The 23983-nt window shown below is 64.3% G+C and carries 17 protein-coding genes; 15 read left to right on the top strand and 2 right to left on the bottom strand.

The window, feature by feature from the left end; all coding sequences use genetic code 11:
- The first annotated feature begins 127 nt into the window (after positions 1-127).
- The 3 genes from K349_RS0100880 (at position 128) to phnD (ending at position 4225) form a co-directional block, all read left to right on the top strand.
- A complete protein-coding gene (locus K349_RS0100880) occupies positions 128-1030 on the top strand; it encodes a serine hydrolase (protein ID WP_026368025.1) in 903 nt (300 codons plus the stop codon).
- Positions 1023-1829 carry a C40 family peptidase gene (locus tag K349_RS0100875; protein WP_026368024.1) on the top strand — a complete coding sequence of 269 codons (807 nt, stop codon included), beginning with the start codon at positions 1023-1025 and terminating at the stop codon, positions 1827-1829. The genes K349_RS0100880 and K349_RS0100875 overlap by 8 nt, the downstream gene beginning before the upstream one ends.
- Positions 1830-2476: 647 nt before the next feature.
- Complete coding sequence (gene phnD / locus K349_RS0100860) at positions 2477-4225, top strand: phosphate/phosphite/phosphonate ABC transporter substrate-binding protein (RefSeq protein WP_026368021.1); 1749 nt, start codon at positions 2477-2479, stop codon at positions 4223-4225.
- Between the two features lie 68 nt (positions 4226-4293).
- On the opposite strand, the gene K349_RS17605 is transcribed toward phnD, so the two are convergent.
- On the bottom strand, positions 4294-5964 hold the full coding sequence (locus K349_RS17605; RefSeq protein WP_026368020.1) for a sensor domain-containing diguanylate cyclase: 1671 nt from the start codon (positions 5962-5964) through the stop codon (positions 4294-4296).
- A gap of 376 nt (positions 5965-6340) precedes the next feature.
- Here K349_RS17605 and K349_RS18985 point away from each other — a divergent pair, with 376 nt between their 5' ends.
- From K349_RS18985 to K349_RS0100840, 3 genes are all read left to right on the top strand, one after another.
- Positions 6341-7252, top strand: a complete 912-nt coding sequence (locus tag K349_RS18985; protein WP_157367234.1) for a PDZ domain-containing protein — start codon at positions 6341-6343, stop codon at positions 7250-7252.
- Positions 7253-7353: 101 nt separating this feature from the next.
- A complete protein-coding gene (locus tag K349_RS18980) occupies positions 7354-8202 on the top strand; it encodes a hypothetical protein (protein ID WP_157367233.1) in 849 nt (282 codons plus the stop codon).
- Positions 8203-8234: 32 nt separating this feature from the next.
- On the top strand, positions 8235-8651 hold the full coding sequence (locus K349_RS0100840) for a hypothetical protein (protein WP_026368017.1): 417 nt from the start codon (positions 8235-8237) through the stop codon (positions 8649-8651).
- A gap of 435 nt (positions 8652-9086) precedes the next feature.
- On the opposite strand, the gene K349_RS0100830 is transcribed toward K349_RS0100840, so the two are convergent.
- A complete protein-coding gene (locus K349_RS0100830; RefSeq protein WP_026368016.1) occupies positions 9087-10166 on the bottom strand; it encodes a glycosyltransferase family 4 protein in 1080 nt (359 codons plus the stop codon).
- Positions 10167-10514: 348 nt separating this feature from the next.
- Between K349_RS0100830 and K349_RS17600 the strand changes: the two genes are divergently transcribed.
- The 9 genes from K349_RS17600 to K349_RS0100775 all read left to right on the top strand — a co-directional run bounded on the left by K349_RS17600 (position 10515) and on the right by K349_RS0100775 (position 23972).
- On the top strand, positions 10515-12872 hold the full coding sequence (locus K349_RS17600) for a sensor histidine kinase (protein ID WP_026368015.1): 2358 nt from the start codon (positions 10515-10517) through the stop codon (positions 12870-12872).
- A 146-nt stretch (positions 12873-13018) separates the two neighbouring features.
- A complete protein-coding gene (locus tag K349_RS17595; protein WP_026368014.1) occupies positions 13019-13468 on the top strand; it encodes a chemotaxis protein CheW in 450 nt (149 codons plus the stop codon).
- Positions 13452-15095 (top strand): CheR family methyltransferase, encoded by a 1644-nt coding sequence (locus K349_RS0100810; protein ID WP_026368013.1) that lies wholly within the window; start codon positions 13452-13454, stop codon positions 15093-15095. Before K349_RS17595 ends, K349_RS0100810 begins: the two co-directional genes overlap by 17 nt.
- A 105-nt stretch (positions 15096-15200) precedes the next feature.
- Entirely contained in the window at positions 15201-15851 is a 651-nt protein-coding gene (locus K349_RS15920; protein ID WP_169731279.1) for a chemotaxis protein CheW, read from the top strand.
- A 105-nt stretch (positions 15852-15956) separates the two neighbouring features.
- Positions 15957-17636 (top strand): methyl-accepting chemotaxis protein, encoded by a 1680-nt coding sequence (locus K349_RS15915; protein ID WP_026368011.1) that lies wholly within the window; start codon positions 15957-15959, stop codon positions 17634-17636.
- Positions 17637-17651: 15 nt separating this feature from the next.
- On the top strand, positions 17652-20255 hold the full coding sequence (locus tag K349_RS0100790) for a hybrid sensor histidine kinase/response regulator (protein ID WP_026368010.1): 2604 nt from the start codon (positions 17652-17654) through the stop codon (positions 20253-20255).
- 28 nt (positions 20256-20283) lie between these two features.
- Positions 20284-21312: a chemotaxis-specific protein-glutamate methyltransferase CheB gene (gene cheB, locus K349_RS0100785; protein ID WP_026368009.1), complete on the top strand. Its 1029-nt coding sequence runs from the start codon at positions 20284-20286 to the stop codon at positions 21310-21312.
- Positions 21313-21347: 35 nt separating this feature from the next.
- Positions 21348-22772 carry a diguanylate cyclase gene (locus K349_RS0100780; protein WP_034264329.1) on the top strand — a complete coding sequence of 475 codons (1425 nt, stop codon included), beginning with the start codon at positions 21348-21350 and terminating at the stop codon, positions 22770-22772.
- Positions 22773-23441: 669 nt separating this feature from the next.
- On the top strand, positions 23442-23972 hold the full coding sequence (locus tag K349_RS0100775; RefSeq protein ID WP_157367230.1) for a hypothetical protein: 531 nt from the start codon (positions 23442-23444) through the stop codon (positions 23970-23972).
- The last annotated feature ends 11 nt before the right edge of the window (positions 23973-23983 follow it).

Below are 23983 nucleotides of genomic sequence, written 5' to 3'. Positions count from 1 at the left end.
TTTTTTCGTCGAACGTCCCTGTTTTCGGAGCGTCCGGCGGACACCGCCGGACGCTTTCGGCTTTGTCGCTCCGGTGGAAAGGAAAGTCTCGCTCCCTCCGGGGGGCGAAGGAGGAGACGGTACGAGCATGGCCATGGACTGGAAATCGATGGAAGAGCGCTGTGCCGCCTGCGGTGGCACCGTCGCGATACTGTTGCGGCATTACGGGAGGGGAAGGACGCTTTTCTGCCGGAACGTCGACAGAGAGATGCCCGCGGCGAGCACCATCAAGGTTCTCCTCCTCGCGGCCCTTCTCGAAGAGGGCATTTCCTGGGAGGAGACGCTTGCGCCTCGGGAGGAGGAGAAGGTTCCCTACAGCCTCGTGTCGCTTCTGGACAACCCCGTCTGGTCCGTGGGCGACCTGGCGCGGCTCATGATTTTCTACAGCGACAACACTGCCACGAATCTCCTCCTGGACCGTCTGGGAATGGACCGGGTGAACCGGGTCGGTCGGGCGCTGGGGCTTTCGGGAACGCAGTTTCGTCGGAAGATGATGGATTTCGACGCGGCCCGTCGGGGCCGTGAGAACGTCACGACCCTTGCGGATCAGGCGCTGCTCTACGAAGAGCTTTTCGCCGTCTCCCGGGGACTTCCCCTTCCGGACGCGATGTCCTCCTCCGGTTTGAACGCCTTTTCGGAGCGGAGCAGCATCCCCTGGGGCGGAAGAGAGGGAGCGCGAAAGGCGCTGGAGATCCTGCTCCACGTCCGGTCGGATTCCATGCTCCTCCGTTATTTCACCGAGGAAGAATGTCTTCTTGCGCACAAGCCCGGCGGACTTTCCTATGTGCGGCACGATGCGGGAATCTTTTTCCCCGGCGCGAGGGATGTCGCGTCCGCCTGCGGGAATGTGCCGGGCAGCGGAAGCGCGCCTGAGGACGCCTACTTCTTCGGCGTGTTTACCACGGGCATGCCCGAACCGGAGGCGAAGGAACTCATCGGGCGCCTGTCCCGTTACGTTTACGAGACGAGAAAGGAGTGGCTCCATGCGTGACGCGGTCGTCACCGTTCCCATCTGTCCCCTCTTTCTGGAACCGCGGGAGGGGAGCGAGCTTGCCGACGAAGTGCTCTACGGCATGGTCGTCACCGTGCTCGGGGAGGAAAAGGGGTGGCTCCGGTTCCGGACCCGCTACCGCTACGAGGGGTTCGCCCGTCCGGGTGCTCTCGGCGAGAGAGACGCCCTCGCCTGGGAGGTGGAGGCGCGCTCGGTGGTGATTCGCCCCTTCGCGGACGTGCTTTCCGCCCCCGCGTACCGCAGCTCGGTGCTTGTGACCCTTCCCCGGGGGGCGGTGCTCGCCGGAGGAGCCGCCGCAGGGGAGGACGCCGAGTGGCGCTCCGTCACCCTGGCGGACGGAAGGGAGGGTTTCGTCCGGGCCTGTGCGCTGCGCCCGGCTCGGAACTGGAACGAGGAGGGCGAGGAGTGCACCCGGCGACATCTCGCGGAGGATGCCCTCGCCTACCTGGGGACCCAGTATCGCTGGGGAGGGAAGACTCCTCAGGGGATCGACTGCTCCGGCCTCTGCTCCATGACGTATCTTCTCAACGGCCTTGTCATCTACCGCGACGCCTCCATCAGGGAGGGTTTCCCCGTGCGCCCCGTCGCCGCCGAGGCCGCTCGGACGGGAGATCTCCTCTTCTGGCCCGGGCACATCGGTCTCTACCTCGGCGACGGACGGTACGTGCACTCCACGGGCAAGTCCGGAGGCGTCCTGGAAAATTCCCTTCGTCCGAAGGATCCGGACTACCGGGACGATCTGGCGCGCTCCATCACCGCCTGGGGGAGCGTTTTTTAACCGTTTTCGGGGAAATGTGCCCGAACACCTCCCCGGGGCGTTTCGGAATTTCCGCGATGCGAAGGAATGTTTCCGGGCGCCGGCGTGACGAGCGCCCGGAAGTCTTTCCGGGACTTCTTCCGGACGTTGTCGGGAACGTGCGTGCCCGTGTCCGTAACCTGAACAGACCTGTTCAAAGCGTCCTTCGGGACGCTTCTTCTTTTTTTGTGCGCAGGCACGGGTGTTTCAGGAATTCCTTTTGATATTATTTTGAATACATTTTGTTTCCACCGGGGAAATTTTTGAAAGAGATGGATTGTTTTCGTATCTGTTAGAATGGAAAGAAGAATTGTGTGGAGCGGACCACCGGTGACGGCGTGCGCGACGGAACACCGGGAGTTTTCTTGCGGCGCGTTTGCATCGGTCGGAGCGGAAGGGCCTTTGTTTCGAGAAGGAGGCGAAAGCGAAAAAAGCGACGGTGACGGGACGTGTGGCGTGGAGCGGCTGAATCCGAGGGACGAAGAGGAACGCAGGGCCGCACAGAATGTTTTCATGTTTATCGGGAAACGAAGCGACCAGAGAGGGAAGAGCGCGTCGCTTCGCCGTGGTCCTTGGACATGTGCCGGGGCCACCGGAACGGGGAGCGACGAGGAGGTCGTGGTGCAACCATGAGGCAGGAACAGGAGCAGATGTGTCTTTCTTCCCGGATTCTGGACACGACGGAGACCCTGGGCCTGAAGCTGCAGCAGACGCTCTGGGTCAGCAAGGAACAGGCCAAGGCGGCGGAACAGCTCCGCAGGGTCGTGGCCGCCACGCGGGAACGTATTGAAACCTACGCGCCTCGGGTGGAACGGATCATCGGCGAGGTGCAGAACCTGGCCGCCCAGAGCGAGGAGTTGGGCGCCATCGGTTCGGAGCTTTCCGCACGGGAGGAACGAGCCAGGGGCGAAGTCCTGAACGCGGTGGAGACCGTCCGTTCCCTCCGGGAGGAGCTGGGGCAGATCCGGGACGTGGCTCAAACCAACGGTGTTCTGGTGCAGGAGCTTCTTTCGGCCACGCAGGACGTGGTGACGTTGCTGGCGCGGATCAGTAAGATCACCCGGCAGACGCAGCTTTTGGCCCTGAATGCCGCCATCGAGGCGGCCCGGGCCGGGGATGCGGGGCGAGGTTTCAGCGTGGTGGCCTCCGAGGTCGGCAAGCTTGCCGTCTCCACCCAGAGCGTCGCCGGGGAGATCGATCGCGCGGTGGCGGACATGCGAGTTCACCTGGCTCAGGTTGTGGATGGCATGACGCGAGAGCGGGCGGTCATCGACCAGGGACACGCCGGAACGGAGAGTGCCGTCCGCGTCATCGGAGATGCCGGGGAATCCGTGGTCGCCCTGGGAGAGCGCTTCCGCGATCTGGTGCGTATTGTGGAGGAACAGGCGCGAGCTGCGGAGGTTATCGCCTCGGAGGCTCATGTCATCGGCAGCGACACCGAGCAAGTGATCGACGAGGTGAGCCGCCTCGGTGAGGCCATGACGAAAGAAGCCCGCTCCGCGGAGCAGTTCGCCGCCACCATGGGAGAGATGTCCCGGGAGGTGCTGGAACTCCAGTTCGAAACCGCCAGAAATCGTCCCGGGAATGAGCTGTGGGTCGGGTTCACCCCCTTCGCGGAGCCAGGATACATCAAGAAAAATTTCGGCGGGATCGTGGAGGCGCTGGCCCGGAAGGCGGGACGGCGGTTGCGGCTCTTTGTCTCCGCGGACTACGAGGCCCTCGGGCGGCTCGTCGCGGAGGGGGGGGTGGACCTGGGGTGGTTCAGTCCTCTGGCCTACGTGGTGGCGGCGGATCATGTTCCCTTGCGGGTTCTCGCCATTCCAAAGGTGAAAGGGCGCCCCGCCTACCAGGGGCTCATCGTGGCCAGAAAGGACGCAGGAATCTCCTCCCTGGCGGAACTCCGGGGAAAGGTCTTCGCCTTTGTGGATCCCGCCAGCGGTTCCGGGTACCTCTACCCCCGGGTGTTGCTTCAGGAGAAGGGGTATGACCCGGACAACTTTTTCGGCGAGGTCCGTTTTCTCGGCAGTCACGACCGGGTTCTCGAGGCTCTGACGAAGGGAGAGGTCCCCGCGGGGGCGACCTACACCGATGCCTGGGATGCGGCGTCCCGGAAGATGGATCTGAGCGGTCTGCAGATTCTCGCCCGCACGGAGGATATTCCCAAGGATGCCCTCGCGGTGCGGGAGGATGCCCCACGGGAGTTCGTGGAATTCCTGGCCCGGGAACTCCTGCGCCTTTCCCCCTCGGATCCTCTGGCGGGAGCGTCGATGAAACAACTCGCCATCGACGGCTTCGTTCCCGGGGACGACGGCATGTACGACATTCTGCGCAGAGCCCGGGAGGCGGAACGGGGTCTGCAGCGGAGCGGACGGCGCTGAACCCTTTCGCCTCCGCTCCGGGAGTTTCCGTTTCGTCGAAATCCGAAAGAAAGATTCCGCCGGAGGACTCAGCGCCTCCGGCGCCTTTTGGCGTCCTTTTCGGCGTACATGCGTGCGTCCGCCTCGGTGATGAGGCGGTCGATGGAGCAGAGGGGCTCTTCCCGGCAGGACGTGATGCCCATGCTCAAGGAGAGATGCTGCTCTGGCGGAAGCGGTGCGTTGTGGGCGGCGAGGTTGTTCGCGAGACGTTCCGACGCGTCCTCCAGAGGCGTTCCTGTCTCCATGCCGAGAACGATGAACTCGTCCCCGCCGAAGCGGGCGATCAGATCGGCCTTGCGGAAGGTCTTCCGGAGCAGCTCCGCCGTGACGACAAGCGCTTCGTCACCCGCCTGATGTCCCCGGGTGTCGTTGATGTGCTTCATGCCGTCCACGTCCACGAGCGCCAGAAAGAGGGGGCGCTTCTGACGTCCCGCCAGTTCGAAGAGCTGCTCCGCCGCACGGAAGAAGCCCCGCCGGTTGTAGAGCTTCGTGAGGTCGTCCACGGCGGAGAGGGCGTCCAGGCGCTCCTCCAGGAGCTTCTGGGCGGTGATGTCCACGAAGGTCGCCATGGCGGCCTCGATCCGGTCTCCCTCGGCGCTCGGGACGGGCTGGGCGTTGATGACGAGCCAGCGGAAGTCTCCGGTTCCCGGATGGCGGACGCCCATGATGACGCCCCGGACGGGCTTTCCCGTTCCGAGGACCTGCATGGCGGGGTGTTCGCCCGGAGGAAAGGGTGATCCGTCCTCGTGGACGGTCTCCCAGATGGATGACGCGAAGGTCGTGCCCAGCATGGTCTCCCGGTCGTAGCCGAGGATATCGCAGGCGGTGGCATTGGCTTCCACGATGACGCCCTCGTTGTTCTGCACCACCACGCCTCCCGACACGGCGTCGTAGAGCGTGTGGTAGCGCTGCTCGCTCCGGAGGAGGGCGAGTTCCGCCTCCTTGCGCTCCGTGATGTCCACGGCGGTTCCGATGACCCGCAGGGGCGCTCCCGAAGCGTTTCGGACCGCCACCTTGCCCCTGTCCCGGAGCCAGCGGATGGCTCCGCTCTGTGACGTCACCCGAAACTCCGCGCCGTAGACGTCCGTCTCGCCGTCGAGGTGGCGGCGCACCGCTTCCCGGGCGCGGAGGGCGTCCTCGGGGTGGATGCGCCGGAGCCACGCCGTGGCGGAGATGGTGATCGTCTCTTCCTCGGAGCCGAGCAACGCCCTTCCGAGCGGGCCCAAAAGGAGCACCGTGTCCGAGGCGATGTCCCAGTCCCAGATGCCATCGCCGCTGCTCTCCAGCGCCACGGAAAAACGGGCCTCGTTCTCTTCGAGGGTCCGGCGGAGCGCCGTCTGGAGCGTCACGTCCGTGCCCGTGCCGACCACCAGCGGGGATCCGGTGCCGCCTTCGGGAAGGAGTGTCATGGTCCACTCCACCAGTCGCTCCGAGCCGTCGCGACAGAGAATCCGCCCCTCGGTCCGCTCTGACCCGCCCGTTTCCGAAAGTGCGTCGAGGATCCGGTGGATCTGCGGCGCGTCCTCGGCGGGAAGGAGTTCCCGGTAGGGCTGCCCCTCCAGTTCCTGCGGCGCGTATCCCGTCATGTCCGCCAGGGAGCGATTGACGTACACCATATGTCCCCGGGCGTCGAGAACGACCACCAGAGCGCTCAGACTGTCCAAGACGGCGGGTGCGAAGACGGTGTTTTTCGCGGGCATGTTGCCGGACCTCCTCTGTTCTGCCCCGTCGGGGCGTTTTCGGAACAACCGCTTCGGATGCAGGAACGGGGGCCGTCCGAATGGATTGATTATGATTGATTATGAAGGAAGCGAGAGAAAAGGAAAAGCGTTTTTCTTTGCGGAACGACCGATGTCTGTTCGCGGAAGCAAAAGACTTCTTCCCGGATTTCTTTCCGCCGGGTCGGTTCGGGTGGTCCGGAAAGAACAGGGAGAGGGCGGAGACGAGCGAAGCGGTCTGAAAAGGAACGGTGCCTGTGATAGAATGAGCGCAGTACTGCGGCGCGCTGGAAAAGTCTTTTTTCACCCTGCCGTTTTTGCGGAGATGGATGACGTGGAAGAACGGAGGAGGATGCGCATGCGGGGAAGGAGGGGCCAGGCGGGCGTTTTTTCGGGGAGAACCTCTGCGTGGCGATGCTCCCCGGAATGCCGGGGGCATGCCGGTTTTTTCCCCGCGCGTCCTGGAGCGTTGCTGCTGCTCCTGGTCGTTCTTTTGTGCGCTCTTCCGGAAACGGCCTCGGCATACGAAACGGGACTCCGTCTCGCTCCACCTGATGCGGGGGGATTTCTTCCCGTGGCGGCAATTCTCCCCGGGAGTCCCGCGGAAGAGGCGGGATTCCGCGTGGGAGATCTTCTCGTGGAAGTGGACGGAGACGTTCTTTCCGGCAAGACCCCCTCGGAGGTTCAAACCCATCTCGAACGGCGCCTTTCCGGAGGATGGTCCTGCCTGGTTGTTTTGGTGCGAAATGGTGCGTCGGACGTGGTGCGGCTCCGGGGAACCTACACGACCTTTGCCCAGCAGCGCGTGCTCGACTGCGCGGAGGCCCTCCGGGTGGCCGCCCGCCGAGGCGACGTCGCCTGGGAGGAGAGCCTCCGCTTTGTCGCGGGAATGCGCGATGCCGGTTTTCCCGGAGAGCCTCTCCCCGCGATTCAGGAGGAAACGAGGCGTGCGCTCCGGAACTCCCTGAGGGAGCTTGCCGCGGTACCGCTTCCCGAGGGCGTTCCTCCGGAGGCACAGCGGCTTCTCGCGGAGGCACGGGACTGGCTCGGAAGGGCCCAGCGCTTCCGCGAGGAGGCACTGGCCCTTCTTGCGGACTGGAAGGCCCGGGAGGCGGCGGGAACGTCCTCTTCGGCGCGTTGGAAGGCCTGGAACGACATGTCCGCCCTGGCGGATCGCGCCCGGGGGAGAGGAAGGGCGCACCTGCTGAAAGCGCTCGCCCTCGTGGAGATGGATGCGCGGTCGTTGGCGTCGTTTTTCGAGGAGGAATGAGAAAAAGAGCACATGCAGTGTGTTTCGGTGCGGTTTCGCGCAGGGAGAACAGGGTGGCATCCAGGGATGGAAAGCCGGCCATGGACGAAGGAGGCGGTGGAATGATGCGAAAGAGAACGGACGAACGAAGAATGCGAAAGGCGGCGCTCTGGATCGGCGCGGTGCTGCTCGGAACGCTCGGTCTTGCCGGTGCGGCCTGGTGCGCGCCCGCTCCGGGGCACCTCATCGCGGAGCCGGTGCTCGTGACGCAGCCTGCCTATGCGGGCATGAGTTTCTATGTGTATCGGCCCTACAACATGCCCGCGGGATGGTTCGTCACCTTCGACGGCTATCCGGTGATGAAGGCGAAGGACGGGAAATGGATCTACGGCTTCTACGACGGAAAGGGCATTGTCCCCAGCGGGTACGTGGTGGGCTCCGTCGTCCCCGGAGCGGTGCAGCTCATGCCGCTCTTTCCTTCCCAGGGAGCGGCGCCCTCGCCGGGAACGGTACAGCCCCAATCCGAGGGGGCGTTCTCTCCGGGCGTGGTCGTGCAGGCCCCGGCGGATGTGGTGGCCGCCGCTCCTCCCTCGGTGCCGGTGACGGCGGTCGCTTCCGCCGTGCCCGTCGTTCCCTGGTGGATGGTGCATCCGACGTTTCTCGAAGTCAGCCGATGGAATGCCCTGGTGGACCGTATGGCCATTCTCGACAAACCCCGCGTTCCCATCGCATGGAAGGGAGACGCGCCATCGGTGCTCTTCGCCTGGACGGGAAAGAGCTGGTACGCCATGAAATCCCCCGGGGACGGTCTGGGTGTGGCGGACATCCTCCGGCACAACATCTATTCCCTGGTGCGGATGGTGAACCAGAACGGCTTTCTCTGGAATGACGCAGAGACCCCCGCGCTGGCGAACCAAGCCACGATCTGGGGATATCTGTGGATGGGACATCTGGCCCTGGGCGTGCGGTGAGCGCAGGTCCTGCGACGAAGGAGGAGGCTCTCATGAAACGCAAATTCCTGTCTATGCCGCTCGTTGCTCTTGTTCTGCTGTGCTGTGCGGTGCTTCCCGCCGCGGCGAACGCCCCGGCGCTCATCACGGTGGCGGACTACACCGACGGCTACACGGTTCGGCTTGTCCCCGCTCCGGCGTTCTCCTGGACCATCGTTCCCGGGGCACTCCCCGTGTTTCTCACCGCCGACGGCTATCCCGCCGTGCGCACCGCCTCCGGGCAGATCGTCTACGTGGGCTCTCCCCTGGTGTCGGTGGTGCCCCTCTCGGTGGTTCCCGTGGGCGTCGCGGCCTCGCCGGTGGTCGTGGCGTCGCCCTCGTGGATTCCGGTGGGAGCGCCTCTGCTGTTTCCGACACAGGCGCTTCCCGTCTCTGTACCCGTGGGATTGCCAGCCCTGATCGTGAAGTGATCCGCCCGGATCGGAGGTTTTTCTGTACGGTCCGGAGGTTCGACCGGGCGAGGCCAGCGTGTCGCTTCGGCGTTTGCGCGAAAAAGGGGCTCCTCTTCGAAGGAGCCCCTTTTTTCCTTGGTGGGTGGATGTGCACTTCAAACGCAACAAGGGCTAAGGGACAGTCTCCCGGGAAAAACAGGGAGGCCCATGGCAAGCCCTTCGCTAAGATGGAGTCACCATAACAGCCAACTAGCGGGAGAAACCGGCCATGAGCCACCACTATCTTACCAGAGACGAGCGCGAGAGCATTGTCATCGGCCCGCGAATCGGACTCTCTGGCAGAAGAGCGCTTCCCGTCTCAGAACGTCCGTGTGCCCTCTTTCGTCATGACGAAGCTTTCCGGAGCAGCGGTCGCCACGGCGCTGCCGGGCGGAAAAGAAACGTTTCCGTCGCTCACGACGCGAGAGGTTCCAACCGAACGCCGCCGACGGGAACGAGATTGTCCAGAAACTGTTCCGTGCAGGCTTCCCAGGAGGAACGGAGGGCCGCGTTGCGGCAGGCGGCCCGGTCCAGGCGGAGCGCCTGCTTCACGGCTTCTTCCAGATCCTCCGCAAGCCATCCCGTGCCCCCATGCTCCAGGATGTCCCGAGGCCCGGTCACGGGACGGGCCGCCACGGGAACGCCCGAGGCGAGGGCCTCCAGGAGCACGATGCCGAAGGTGTCCGTTCGGCTGGGAAAGACGAAGACGTCCGAGGCGGCGTAGATCCGGGCAAGTTCTTGTCCGTTCCGTACGCCGAGAAAGCGTGCGTCCGGATGGTTTTTCCGCAGCATCTCCAGATCCGGGCCGTCTCCGACGACGAGTTTGGTGCCGGGATGGCGCAGGTTCAGAAAGTCCGGAAGGCTCTTTTCCGCCGCGACACGCCCCACGTAGAGAAGAAACGGCGGTTCCGTTCCGACGGTTTCGCTCCGGTCGTCGCCGGAAAGGAGAGACGCCACGAAGGCGTGCCGTTCCGCCTCGCTTCCGGTCCAGGGATGGAAGAGCGCGGCATCCACGCCTCGTCCCCATCGGCGGAGATTCCGGAAACCCCGGTTTCGCAGTTCCTCCTCCAAGCTCGGCGTGGCCACCATGACGCTCGACGACGCACTGTGAAACCAGGAGAAATAGCCGTAGAAGAACTCCGGCGCCATGCCGAGACGGAGCGAGAGATATTCGGGAAAGCGGGTGGTGAAGGACGTGGAGAAGGGGACTCCCGAGGCGAGGCACCAGCTCCGCGTGGCGAGCCCCACGGGGCCCTCCGTGGCGATGTGCACCGCGTCGGGGCGGAAGGCGGCGATCTCCGGCCCCGCTCCCCACACTCCCCAGGCGATGCGGATCTCCGGATAGGTCGGGCAGGGAAGCGAGGGGAACCTGTCCGGAGAGAGGAGCATCACCGTGTGCCCCAGGTGTTCCAGACGTTCCCGCGTGGCGGCAAGGGTGCGAACGACGCCGTTCACCTGGGGAAACCACGCGTCGGTGGCAATGCAGATTTTCATGGCGGGAAAGCCTCCTTCTCGGGGATCGGATCGCCCTCGGCGGAGGCGAAACCCTCCGAAGGGCGGTGGCGGCCCGGTTGTATCCTCTTCGAGACGGGAGCCGACCGCGAGGGTTCTCCGTCTCGAAAGCGTGCGGAAGCGCCGGTGTCACCTTCGCACAGAAAGCGGCGCGGCGTCAACGACGTCCACGAAGGTGTAACCTCTCCGCAATTCCGCCGTCACACATTTTGCCGTCACAAAAAAGGTGGCAGGCGGCGCGCACTCCCAAACGGACACGGTGCGGCAAAAAAGCTATACTATTCAAAAGGATAGCCGTTTCCGAAACCCGAAGGGAGAGGACGGTGTCCCATGATGGAGGCAACGCGCAGAGCCGGATTGCTGCCTCTCGGTGGCGCGCTGCTTTTCGCGTGCCTTGTCGGGATGGGTTTTTGGGGGCTTGCCCGCTGGTTTCAGGCCCAGCTCCTTGCCGAGGCGAGGCGTTCCGTGCTGACCCAGGTGATGCCCCTTCGAGCGGGATTCGCCAACGCACTGGAGCGGCGTTTCTTTCACCTGGAGGGACTTGCGGGCTTCGTGGACATTCATGGAGCGGAAGACTCTTCCTACCCGGAGTTCCACTTCCTTTCCTATGCGGAACGGGTTTTCGCCCGGGTGGAGGGCGTGCGCACGGTGGCTCTGGCCCCGGAAGGGGTGATTCGTCTCGTCTTTCCGCTGGAGGGCAACGAGGAAGCGCTGGGGCTTGATCTCCTCGCGGGGTGGGACGAGACGCGCCAGGACGAGGGGGTGCGCCGCGCTCTGGAAGAACGGCGGCTCTCCGTGACCGGCCCCGTTGAACTGCGCCAGGGAGGAAGGGGCATCATCGGGCTCCTTCCCATTTATATCGCCGGGCGTTTCTGGGGATTCGCCTCCATGGTGGTGACGCTCCCGGCACTCCTGAGCGAGGTGGGATTCGGTGTCCTGTGGGAAGAGTTCTCCCTTGCGTTGCGGAACCCGAACGGAGATGTCTTTTTTGGAATCCCCGAGGTTTTCGAGGCGGATCCGGTGCGACAGACCATCTCCTACGGAGGAAATGTCTGGGAACTCGGAGCCGTGCCGAGGGGTGGCTGGAACGGGGCGATCCGGGAAAGACTCCGTTATTTCCTGCTCGGGGAAGGACTTCTGCTCCTGGTTCTCACGCTCTTCGTCCACGCGGCGCTGTGGCGGTACGTCTCCCTTTCCGGAGAGGTGGCATACCGCACGGAGGAACTCACCCGGGCCAACCGGGAACTCCAGGCCGAGGCGGAGGAGCGGCGCAGGGTCCACGCGGCATTGCGCGAGCGGGAACGGCGTTTTCGGACCATCGTCGAGAACAGCGAGGCGGGATACGTCTTCTGCGACACGAACCGGATCGTCCGGAATGTGAACCGTGCGTGGCTCTCCCTGCACGGCTTTGCCGCCCCGGAGGACGTGCTCGGCACGGATTTCCTCCACCACGTTCCCGCCGAGCAGATACGGGAGACGGCGGCGTTGCTCGAACGCCTGTTTCAGGGCGAGCGGGCCGTCTCGGGCGAATCCGCCCGTCTCCGAAGGGACGGTTCCCTGGGGTATCACACCTACAGTCTCACTGTCGTTGTGGAGAATGGTCGCGTGGTGGGCGCTGAAGGGTTCTTCCTCGACACCACGGAACGGCGGAAGGCCTTCGAGGAGTTGCGGATCCTGAACGCGGAACTTGAGGAACGTGTGGCGGCCAGGACGAAGGAACTCGTCGAGGCGAACCGAACACTCGAGGAAAAAAACGCCCGCCTTGCGGAACTGAACGAGGAGCTGTCCGCCATGAACGAAGAAGTAGGGGCTTCAAACGAACAACTCTCCGCGATGAACGAGGAACTCACGGCCATGAACGAGGAACTTGCCGCGAACAATGAAACGCTCCTCCTCGAAAGAGAACGTCGTGCCGAGCTGGAACGCCGTCTCCGGGAGATGGAGGAGGAACTCGACGGCTTCCGGCGGAAGGCGGAGCGGCTTGCTCTGGTCTCCCACGAATTCCGCACGCCTCTTTCGTCCATTCTCACATCGGTGCAGCTCCTGGAGGATTTCTGGGCCACCATGGACGAGGAGCGGCGCAGGGGACATCTTCACCGCATCGAGGAAAATGTGCGGCATCTTTCGGCCCTGGCGAGGGAAGGGCTTTTTCTCGGGTGCACCGGAAATGGGCGGGAGGGCCGGATCTGCACGGAGGGAGGATTCGGGGAACGCGTTTCCATGGAGGTGCTGCCCTTCTGCCGCCGCCTCGTGGAAGAGTTCGCCGCCGGCGAAGGACGGAATGCGGTGCTTCGGTGCGTCGCCGGCGAGGGCGTGACGGACGCCGAGCCTCTCGTGGCCTCGCTGGACCCGGTGGGCTTTCGTATTCTCCTCACGAACCTGCTTTCCAACGCGGTGAAATATTCTCCTCCGGGAAGCGTTGTGGAGGTCGTCGTGGGACGCCGTGACGACTGTCTCGAGCTGACCGTGGCGGATGAGGGGATGGGCATTTCCGCCGAGGATCTCCCGCGTCTTTTCGATCCCTTCTTCCGCGGAGAATCCGCGCGCCATGTCTCCGGAACAGGCCTGGGGCTGCACATGGTGAAGCGCCTCGTGGACGACGCGGGAGGCTCCCTGTCGGTGACGAGCGTGCCCGGAAAGGGAACCACGGTGACGATTCTCCTTCCCCTGGAGGAGGCGGGGGCGTGAGAACGTCCTCGTTCCGGAAGTGTCCGCTCCGGGAGCATCTTGCCTCCGGAGTGGTTCTTTGCTACGCTGCAAAGACATGAAAGCGTGAGCGATGAGGCGTCCTTGCCGTCCGTTCGTCCTTTTTCCCTTTTTCTGGAGGTGTTTGTGTGGTGCGTGAGGTCTTTCTCGTTTTCTCCGTGGCGGAACAGCGGTTTGCCCTTCCCGTGGAAGACATTGAGCGGGTTGTGGCCGCCGCGGAGACGACGCCGCTCCCGGACGCGCCTCCCTTCGTTCTCGGGGTGGTGAACGTGAGCGGCGAGGCGGCTCCCGTGGTGGACCTGCGGCAGCGTCTCGGAGCCCCGAGGCGGGACATGCTCCTCTCCGACCGCTTTCTTCTTGTCCGGGACGAAGGCCGCCTTTTCGCGCTCCTCACGGACGGTGTGGAAGGAGTGTGTGCCCTCGAACCTCAGGATGTCTCGGTTTCTTCCGACGGCGATGCCAGGGTTGCACTTTCCCCGGGGGAGCACGTTCCGGTGGCTCTCCGTCGCATCCGTTCCCTTCTCGTGTCGTCGGGAGGCGGAAGCACCGGCGAGGACATGCATGTCCCTTCCGAATAGCGCCGGAGCTGCGCGGGACGCGTTCCCCTCCGAGTTCAAAGAGGCGTTGCGTGCTCTCGGAGCGGAGGTGGAGGCACGGCTGGGGCTCACCTTTCCGGAGAACCGGAGGATTGATCTCTGGCGTGCTGTGCGGGACTTCGCGAGGGAGAGCGGAGAGGATGCGGCGACGGTGTTGGCGCGTCTCGCCGCGGCACCCCTTTCGGAGGACGTGGTGACACGACTGACACCCCACCTCACCGTGGGAGAGACCTACTTTTTCCGTGAGGCAAAAGCGCTCTGTCTCTTCCGCGACGAGGCGCTGCCCGCTCTGGCCCGTTCCTCCGGAAAGGAGCTGCGCCTCTGGTGCGCCGGATGCAGTACCGGCGAAGAGGCCTACACGCTCGCCATGCTCGTGGAGGAAAAGGCCCGGGAGATGTCCTTGCCTCCCGTGCGGATCCTCGGCACGGACCTGAACGAACGTTTTCTGGAGAAAGCCCGGAGGGGCGTCTACTCCAAGTGGTCGTTCCGAGGTGTTTCCGACGCCCGGCGGGAGGCCGATTTCCGCCGCGAGGGAGATGTCTGGGCCGTGCATCCCCGCTTTCGGAAATGCGTCACCTTCGCGCCGGACAACCTCGTGGAGCAAACGGGCTCCCCCTGGGGGGATTCCGGTGCGGTGGACGTCATCTTCTGTCGCAACGTGCTGATCTACTTCGCTCCTCCCACGATCCGGCGGGTTCTGGAGCGCTTTTCCCGTCTCCTCGCCTCGGGGGGATGGCTTTTCGTCGCATCCTGCGAGACGGCTCTCGTGCGGCGCCCCGCGTTCGTTCCGGTTACCGTCGAGGGAGTCACGGCCTTCCGGAAGGCTCCGCCGGAAGAGAGCCCTTTGCGGGTCGTCTCCGCGGCGCTCGGCGACGGGGACTCCTTGCTCGACGGGGGCGTCTTTTTCGCGAACGAAGAGCACCCTTTCGGGAGCGGCGGAGAGGGGGTTGAACCCTTTTCGGTGCTTGCCGGGAAGGCCGGTGGAGAGATGTCCCCGGAGTTTTCCGATGCGTTCGGAGAGGAGCTTCCGGAGGACCTCGCTTCCGATGGCGGCGGGAACGGTGTCTCCGCCGCCATCGGACATGCTCCACCCTCGTCCGAAGTAAGCCCGGAGGACGCGGCGTATGACGCCTTCCGGCGAGGGGACTGGGAGGAGGCGGAGCGCCTTCTGGAACCTCTGGCGGCTCATTCCGCTTCGGCGGGAAGGCTTCTCGTGCGCCTGGAGGCGGACCGGGGACGGCACGACCGTGCTCTGGATCTGTGTCGCCAGGCCCTCGACAGGGAAAAGGGAGATCCTGTCCTCTTTTATCTTCTCTCCCTGATTCACCAGGAGCGGGGGGAGGACGACGAGGGAGCACAGGCGCTCCGGCGGGCTCTTTATCTCGATCCGGACTTCGTGGCGGCCCATTATTCCCTCGGCGTCCTCGCCCTTCGGGGAGGACGGACCGAGGAGGTCCGGCGGCACTTCCGCAATGCCTCGACGCTCCTTGCGGGATTGCCCGAGGACGCGCCGGTGCCCGAGATGGAGGACATGTCCTCCCGGGCTCTTCTCGAAGCAATGCGTCTTTTGAGCCCATGGGAGGCTGCTTCGGAAGGGTCGTCCCGGTAGCGCATCGGGAGGAGCGGGCGGGGCTGTCCTCTTGCGTGAAGGGTGATGACCCGGCCCGGAGGTGGAGTGAGGGTGTTTTCCCGGATCCGAAGAGGAGGACATGCTGTGGAAAAACCAGAGAAAGGTCACTCCGGAGAGGTTTCTCCCGAAGAGATGGTTTTTTCGCCTCCGGCGGAGGCGGAGACGAACGATGCTGTTCCGACGGGCTTTCCCCTGTCCTGGAGGAGCGAGAGTGCGCTTCGGGAACGGAGGGCCCGCATCCTCCGGGAGCGGGCGATCCTGCTGGCCCGGGAGCCGAAGCAGCTCGTCTCCATCGGGGATGCCTTGGAAGTGGTGGTCTTTCGTCTGGCCGAGGAAGTGTATGCCCTGGAATCAACCTGCGTGGGCGAGGTGTTTCCTCTGCGGAACCTCGTCCCCGTCCCGGGCACGCCGTCCTTCGTGGCGGGCATCGTGAATCTCCGGGGACAGATTCTCTCGGTGCTCGACCTTCGGGTTTTCTTCGACCTGCCGCGCCAAGATCCGGAGGGCATGGTGCTCTTTCTCCGCTCGGAGGAGATGGAGCTGGGCGTTCTGGCGGACGCCCTCCTCGGCGTGCGAACGCTTCTTCGAGAGGAGATCCGTCCGGCGCCGCCGAGTATGCCCGGTCCTCGATCGGCCTATCTGAAGGGTGTCCTGGGAGAGGACCTGATTCTCCTGGACGGAAGGGCGCTTTTGCGAGATCGTTCCCTCGTGGTGGAGGAAGAACTTCCGGAATGACGACGAAGCTTCCGGGAAGAAAAAGGGTCTTGCGACGGAACGGAAAATGTGCGCCGGAACAGCCCGGCGTTCGGGGTGGTGCAGCGTGGGGAGGATGAGGATGCAATGCTGAAGAACGTCAGAATAGGGAGAAAACTGACCCTCGGTTTCGGTTTCGTCGTGATCGCCGTTCTGTTTGTGGGCTTTGTGGGGATCCGTGGTTTTTCCCGGCTCACGCAGGACATGGAGCACCTCAACAACCGGAGTGTGCCGCATCTTCGCACGCTCTGGACCTTGAATTATCTGCGCATGGCTGTCCGCGTCGAGACCTTCGGAATCGCGCTCTCCCAGCGGAAGGAGGATCCTCGAAAGGAGCTGCGTGCCATCGCGGACCGTCGGGAAGCCCTCTGGAAGCGGGTGGACGACGCATGGAAGACGCTCTTGGCCTTTCCCGAGGGGAGTTCGAAGGAACGACAGCTTTTGAGTCTCCTCAAGACGCAGTACGAATCCTGGCGGCGCATCCACGCCGAGATGGACCGCGTTCTCGCCGCTCTCGCGGAAACTGGTACGGAGACGGAGCGTTCTTCGGAGCTTTGGGAGGAATACGGAATCCTGCTGGAGCGTCTGCTGCCCGTGTCCGATTCCCTGGAGGAGACCTTCGGATTTCTCACGTCGCACATCGAGAGCGGCATGAGCACCCTCGTCGGCGAGGACACAAAGCGCACCCGCGACGTCGAACTTGCCCTGAACGTGGCCATGATCGCCGCGGTGGTCCTCTCCGTTCTCTTCGCCGTGATCATCTCCAAAAGCGTGAGCGGCCCCATAGGCGAGGGCGTGGCGGTGTTGGTTCGCCTGAGTGAGGGGGATCTCTCCCAGGATGTTCCGGAACATCTCCGTGCGAGAAGGGACGAGATCGGGGAACTGGCGAAGGCGCTCCAGGCGTTGACGGAGGACCTGCGCACCCAGGTTCGTACCATGGCCGAGGCGGCGGCCTCTCTCGGCACCGCGGCGAGCGAGGTCGCCGCCTCGGTCGTCCAGACCACGGCCACCGTGGAGGAGTCCGCGGCGTCCGTGGTGGAGACCACCGCCACCATGGAGGAGATCCGCGCCACCGTCGAGGCGACGAACAACAAGACCCGGAGCGTGGCGGAGCGCGCCCAGCAGGGGCTGCAAATCCTCCAGGGCGGAAAGAAGGCCACGGATGCTCTTGTGGACGGCTTCCAGCGCGTCAACGACCAGATGGGCTTCATCGCGGAGACCATCGTCAAGCTCAGCGAGCAGAGCCAGGAAATCGGGGAGATCACCGACACCGTGGAGGATCTGGCGGAGCAGTCCAACCTTCTGGCGGTAAACGCTGCCGTCGAAGCCGCGAAGGCCGGCGAACAGGGACGGGGATTCGCCGTGGTGGCCCAAGAGATCAAGAGCCTCGCCGAGGAGTCCCGGCAGGCGGCCAAGCAGGTGCAGCGCATCCTCCGGGATATCCAAAAGGCCACGGGAGCGGCCGTGATGGCCACGGAACAGGGATCGAAGGCGGTGGAGCAGGGAGCCCGGGACGCCGTCCCCTCGCAGGAGTCCATTCAGGCCATGATGAAGCGCTTCGGTGAAAATGCCCAGGCGGCGGTCCAGATCGCCGCGGCGACGGAGGAGCTTCTCCTCGGCGTGGACCAGGTGACCCAGGCCATGGAAAACGTGAAAGAAGCGGGACAGCAGAACGTGGCGGGCATGAAGGATCTGGAGGGCGCCGCGGAGGGCCTGAAGGACATGGGACGGCGGCTGACGGATCTGCTGGGACGCTACAGACTGTAGGAGCGGCGCGGGTGCATGAGTGGAATGCCCGATCTCTCGGAACAGGCTTTTCTGGAAGAGCTGCGCAGGGACTTTGTCCTCGAGGCGGAGGAGCACCTCCAGACCATCGTGTCCGGCTTGATCGAGCTGGAGGAGAATCCCGGAAGCACCGTCATCGAGGCGGTGTATCGGGCCGCGCACAGCCTGAAGGGAGCGGCCCATGCGGTGCAGCTTCCCGCCGTGGCCGCCCTGTGCCAGCCCATGGAGAGCGTCTTCTCCGGCCTGAAGTCCGGCTTCTTCTCTCTTGAGAGAAAGGATTTCGACCTGCTCCAGCGCAGTATCGACGCCGTGGCCGCCCTTGTGGCGGGAAAAGAGAGCGCGAAGGCGGAGGACTGCATCAAGGAGCTGGAACGTCTTGCGGCGGGACGGAAACTTCCCGGAACGGAACTCCCCCGCCTCGAAAACATCCTTCCCGCATCCCGGGACATCTCCTCGGAAGAGAGGATGCCGCCGCGTCCGCTTTCCAGGGCGGAGCGTCCGACTCCACCGGAACAGTCCGAAGCGCCTCCGGCCCATTCCGGTGGAGTCGCCGCAGCCCCCCCCGCGCCTCCGTTTCCGACGAGGGCCTCGACGAAGGGTTCTCTCTCCGGAACGGAGCGGCGGCCTCGCGGAGACGAGGTGGTGCAGCCCCGAAACGCCGTTGTGCCCTCCGTGCCGGAGAGACGGAATGCCCCCGATCCTTCCGCGCTTCCCCGTCGTGCCGAAGGAGTGCCTGCCCGGGAGGGCAAGACCGGCGAGGAGATCCCGCTGCCGAAGCTCGCCGCCCAGGAGACGATCCGCATCGCCGCGGCGAAGCTGGACGCGCTCTTTCTCCAGGCGGAGGAACTCCTCTCGGTGAAGCTCTCGCTGCAGCAGCGTCTCGCGGATCTGGAAGAACTTCTCTCCGGAGTGGTTCTTTGGAGGGAGGAATGGGAAAAGACTTCGCTCCGTCTGTGGAACGCGCTCTCGCCCGCGGCGTCCGCGCCGTTCCGGGATGTCTTCGCGGACAACCGAACCCGCCTCGCCGATCTGGAGGAGCGCCTCCGCCGACTCAGGAGATCCCTCCGGGCCGATCAGACCGAAGCGGGAACGCTGGTGCAAAATCTTCTGGAGGGAGCGAAGACGGTGCTCATGCTCCCCTTCGGTGCAATCCTCCAGGGGTTTCCCAAAATCGTGCGCGATCTTTCCGGGGAACTGGGAAAGGACGTGGAAACGGAGATCCGCGGCAGCGAAGTGGAGGTGGACAAGCGCATTCTCGAGGGCATCAAGGACCCGCTCATCCATCTGGTGCGCAATGCCGTCGACCACGGCATGGAGACCCCCGAGGCCCGAACCGCCGCGGGAAAACCTCCCCGGGGGACGCTTGCCATCACGGTCTCCCGCGCCTCCGGAGGGCGTGTGGAGGTGTGTGTCACCGACGACGGAAGCGGCATCGATCCGGAAAAAGTCCGGGAGAAGGCGGTGCGAATGGGCATCGTCTCCGCCGAGGAGGCGGGAAATCTGGACGATCGGGCAGCCCTTCTCCTCATCTTCCGCTCCGGGTTTTCCACGAGCCGGATCATCACGGGCATCTCCGGAAGAGGACTTGGCATGGCCATCGTCCAGGAAGGCGTGGAAAAACTCGGAGGCAGCGTCGCCGTGGAATCCACGCCCGGTGCGGGGACGACCTTCCGCCTTTCCCTTCCCCTGACGCTCGCCACCCTCCGGGGTCTGCTGGTGGAGGAGGCGGGACGGCTCTTTGTGGTGCCCACGGCGAATGTCGAGCGGGTGGCCCGTATTCCCGCGGGGAAGATCAAGACCGTTGGGAACAGGGACACGGTCTTTTTGGACGGGCGCCCCCTGGTGTTCCGTCGTCTCGGCGAAGTGCTCGGAACAGGGCCGGCGCCTTCCCGAGCGGAGCCGGAGCGGCGATTCTCCGCCCCGGGGGGAGCGCGGAGAGAAACCTCCCGGGAGCGGAAGGTCTCACTCCTGGTGGTGCGGTGCGACACCAGGGCGTCCCGGGGAGGAGAACATGCTGTTGCCTTCGAGGTGGAACGGATTCTCGGCGAACAGGAGATCCTCTTCAAAAACCTCGGCCCGCAGCTTCGAAGGGTCCGCAACGTGGCGGGCGCCACGGTGCTCGGCTCCGGAGATGTCGCGCTCGTCCTGAGCGCCTCCGACCTGATCCGTTCCGCTCTGGGGAGCGGTGCCGCTCTTTCCGGGCGGTCCAAGGAGGCGCATTCCGATGGAAGGGCTGGGGCGAGGCGGGTTCTTCTCGCGGAGGATTCCATCACGTCCCGAACGCTGCTCCGAAACGTCCTCGCCTCCGCTGGGTTCGAGGTCCGGGCCGTGGTGGACGGCATGGAGGCATGGAATGCCCTCGAGGAAGAGCCCTTCGACGTGGTGGTCTCCGACGTGGAGATGCCCCGGCTGGGCGGTTTCGACCTCACCGCACGCATCCGCTCGGAACCGCGGTTCGCCCATCTCCCCGTGGTGCTCGTCACCTCGCTGGAATCGAGGGAGGATCGGGAACGGGGCGTTTCCGTCGGTGCCGACGCCTATATCGTGAAAAGCAGCTTCGACCAGGAACACCTGCTCGAAGTGGTGCGCCGCCTCGTGTGAGGCGTTTCCTCCGGAGGTGGGGCGAAGAATGATCGACGTTCTCGTTGTTGACGATTCGGCGGTACTCCGGAAGTACCTCGAGCACCTTCTCCGGCGCGAGCCGGACATTCGCGTGGTGGGACAGGCGGCGAGCGGCGAAGAGGCCCTGGACTTCCTCGAGGAGAACACCGTTCATGTGGTGACTATGGACATTCACATGGACGGCATGGACGGTTTCGAGGCCACCCGACGTATCATGGCCCTGCGCCCCGTGCCCATCGTGGTGATCAGTTCCGGCTGGGAACCTCTGGAGCTGGAGAAGACTTTCCAGGCCATGGCGGCGGGAGCCGTGGCGATTCTTCCAAAGCCGGATTCTCTCTCGGGAGAGCGTGCCGCCGAACTCGTGAAAACCGTGCGGGAGGCGGCGGCGACGCAGGTGCGTTCCCGGATTTCCAAACCTCCGGGTGCGGCCGCCCATTGTTCCGCGCTGGTTGTTCCCGTTTCCGACAGGGCGCTTCGGATCGTGGTGGGAGGCGCCTCGACGGGAGGTCCCGTGGCGGTCCGCACGTTCCTTTCGGAACTGCCCCGGGAGTTTTCCCTGCCCATCCTTCTGGTGCAGCACATGAGTCCCGGATTCACCCCGGGGTTCGTGAAATGGCTCAAGGGAAGCTCATCCCTTCCGGTGGAGCTCGCCGCCGAAGGCACGAGGATTTCCTCCGGAAGGGTCTATGTCGCGCCGGACGGACGCCACACGGAAGTCCTTTCCGGAGGGGTGGTGCATCTCACCGATGCGCCGCCCGAGCACGGTGTCCGGCCTTCCGCGTCGCGGCTCTTCCGTTCCGCCCTGGAGTCCTTCGGCGGTGCCGTCGCGGGGATTCTCCTCTCGGGAATGGGAGAGGACGGCGCGGCGGAACTGCGACGCATCCGCGAGAGCGGTGGCCTCACCTTCGCCCAGGACGAGGAGAGTTCCGTCGCCTGGGGGATGCCCGGCGCTGCGGTTCGTTACGGTGGAGCGGAACACGTGTTGCCGCCGCATCGCATCGCCCAGGTGCTGGCGAGGATCGTTCTGGAAAAATAAAGGAATTGGAACAAAAAAGTGAAGAAATCGTGGTGATGAGTATGCAAGATGGACTTGTGATGGAAGATCGGACGGCGGCATTGCGGAATGCCTCGGAGATTTTGGTGGTGGAGGACAGCCTCACTCAGGCGAAGCGACTCGAACGCCTCCTGAAGGAACACGGGTACGGCGTTCGGATCGCCCGGAACGGTTTTCAGGGTCTGGCCTTCGCCCGGGAGAAAAAACCGACGGTGGTCATCACGGACGTGATGATGCCCGAGATGGACGGATACGAACTCTGTCGCCGGATCAAGGGCGACGAAACGCTCCGGGATGTGCCGGTGGTTCTTCTCACGTCCCTCTCGGATCCCCGGGACGTGATCCGGGGGCTTCAGTGCGGCGCGGACAACTTTCTGACGAAACCCTACGAGGACGCCCATCTCCTGCGACGGCTCCACCATATTCTGGTGAATCTGGAACTCCGCAGGGAGGGGCACGCCCAGATGACCGTGGAGGTCTTCTTCGCCGGGCAGCATCACCGCCTCACCGCGGACCGCATTCAGATCATCGACCTGCTGCTCTCCACCTTCGAGGCGGCGGTCCTCCAGAGCACCCAGCTCCAGAAACTGAACGGGGACTACCGCCACGCCCTGGAGGAGATCAAGCAGGCCCAGGCCAACTTCCGGACCCTCATGGAGACCACGGGGGATGCGGTGCTGGTGGTGGATGCCCAGGGGACGGTGCGCTACGTGAATCCCGCGGCGGAGCTGCTTTTCGATGTCCGGGCGGAGGAACTCACGGGGACGCCCTTTCTCTTTCCCCTGGAGGAGGAGGGCAAACGGGAGATCAACATCACCAGCCCGAACGGCGACATTCTCGTGGGGGACATGCGGGTGGTGAATTCCAGCTGGGACGGCGAGGTGGTTCGCCTCGTGACGATCCGGGACATCACCGAGATGGTGCTCCTTCGGGAGCGTCTGAAGGAAGAGGCCATCACGGATCCTCTCACGGGCCTCTACAATCGCCGGGGTTTTCTCATGCTCGGGGAGGAGCGTCTTGCCCTGGCGGACCGCCTCGGCTTCTCCGTGGTCTGTCTCTTCGCCGACCTGGACGGCTTCAAGGCTGTGAACGACACCTTCGGCCACGAGGAGGGAGACCGGGTTCTCCGGGAGACCGCGGATGTGTTGCGGCGCACCTTCCGCGCCGCGGATGTCCTCGGCCGCATCGGCGGCGACGAGTTTGCGGTCCTTCTGGTTCAGGACGGCCCGGAGGGAATCGGCGCGGTCATGGCGCGTTTGCGCCACACCCTGGAGCAGGCCAACGTGCGAAACGAGAACCCCTCCGTCCGCCTTTCCCTGAGCCTCGGCGTGTCCATGCGCCTCCCCGAGACACCCTGTACGCTTTCGGAACTGATGGATGAGGCGGACCAGAGTATGTACAAGGAAAAAATCGCGAAGAGAAAGCTCCGGTCGGAGACGTAGCGGAGGAAAGGATCCGTTCCACGGAAACGCTTTCCGCCGTCGCTGCTTGTCCGCGGGGAGTTCCTTGCGTTTCGGGAACTCCCCGCGCTGTTCGTTCTGCGCTTTCCTCTCCGGGGTGTTCTTCCCCAGCCTCGGAAATGTCGCCATCCGGTGATCCCACAACCACCTCCGCCGTGTCTCTTCCTGCTTCCGTTCGCGTGTTCTCTGGCCCGGTTTCTTCCGCATGTTTGTTTGCACCCTCAGGCGTTTCCGCGGCCTCTCCTGCGTCGTCGTGGTCAGAAACGGCGTCCGCCCTGTTTTCGGTCCCCCGGCACGCATCGGGAGAGATGCGCAGGGTGGTGACAGCACACGAACACGGGCAGGAGGAGCGCACGTTCCGCTTCCGATGGTGTCGGCATGCACTCCGTTCCGTCGCAAGCGTGTTTTTTGAAGAACGGCTCCTGTTTCGATAAAAAATACAAATCAAAAGGATGCCTTTTGACACCTGTCCTCATCGAAGACGGGGCGTCCGTTTTGCCCCGTATCGCCTATCTTGTCGCCTCGCATCGGTATGCTCTCTGTGTATCACCGGGAGAATTCGGATTCTCCGGAGGCGTGCACGGGGCACGCGAGGGCAAGTTTTCGCCAAAGCCGCAAGGACGCGGCATGTTCTGGAAGGAGGAATGGTGCATGGGCAAGGATCTCAGTTCCATCCGCATTTCGAGACTCAATCGGTTGATGCAGTTTTTTTTCATGAACCGGCGGGGAACGACGGACAGAATACTCGATGAGCTTGGCTACCGCAACGGGACGAACACGAGACGCGGGGCGGTTCGGGCGCTGCAGCGGGACCTGGAATATCTGCGGAACGAATTCCAGGTGGAAGTTGGCTTCGATCGGTCGAAAAGATTCTACGTGTTGCGGGGAACGGGGAAATATCTGCTGAATCTGGGGCTTTCCGAGAGCGAGGTGCGGAGCCTCGCCGCAGGACTCGCCCTGGTGCGGCGTCACCTCCCCGACCTGGCGCTGGATGCGGAGCGGATCTGGCGCAAGGTGGCGGAGATTCTTCCCGAGGCACTCCTCCGCGAGGGAGAGCATCCCGCGGGGGCGCTCTCCCCGGACGTGCCCGCGAGCGCCGGAGGCGATGCTCCATCTCCGCGGGAGGCGGAGTCTGTTCCGGAGGGAAATGTCCAAACAGTGCTCTTCTCGTCGACGAAATGACCCGAAGGACC

It is taken from the genome of Aminiphilus circumscriptus DSM 16581, from assembly GCF_000526375.1.
GTDB classification, from domain to species: Bacteria; Synergistota; Synergistia; order Synergistales; family Aminiphilaceae; genus Aminiphilus; species Aminiphilus circumscriptus.
The sequence above is the reverse complement of the archived record's forward strand: the minus strand, read 5'-3'. Positions and strand labels throughout refer to the sequence as shown.